This is a genomic window from Pseudomonas sp. NY11955 (assembly GCF_048068035.1).
Lineage (GTDB): Bacteria > Pseudomonadota > Gammaproteobacteria > Pseudomonadales > Pseudomonadaceae > Aquipseudomonas.
In genome coordinates this window covers 1-223 of sequence record NZ_JBLUPS010000090.1, presented here as the reverse complement: position 1 = coordinate 223, position 223 = coordinate 1, and the positions used below count along the sequence as shown (strand labels likewise).

1 rRNA gene is annotated in these 223 nt (G+C 49.8%); it reads left to right on the top strand.

The features are described 5' to 3' along the window. A 23S ribosomal RNA gene (locus tag ACNFBR_RS29385) occupies positions 1–223 on the top strand; the annotation flags it as partial.

Below are 223 nucleotides of genomic sequence, written 5' to 3'. Positions count from 1 at the left end.
AGGTGCAAGAGGCGAACCAGGGGAACTGAAACATCTAAGTACCCTGAGGAAAAGAAATCAACCGAGATTCCCTTAGTAGTGGCGAGCGAACGGGGACCAGCCCTTAAGTTGGTTTGAGATTAGTGGAACGCTCTGGAAAGTGCGGCCATAGTGGGTGATAGCCCCGTACACGAAAATCTCTTGTCAATGAAATCGAGTAGGACGGAGCACGAGAAACTTTGTC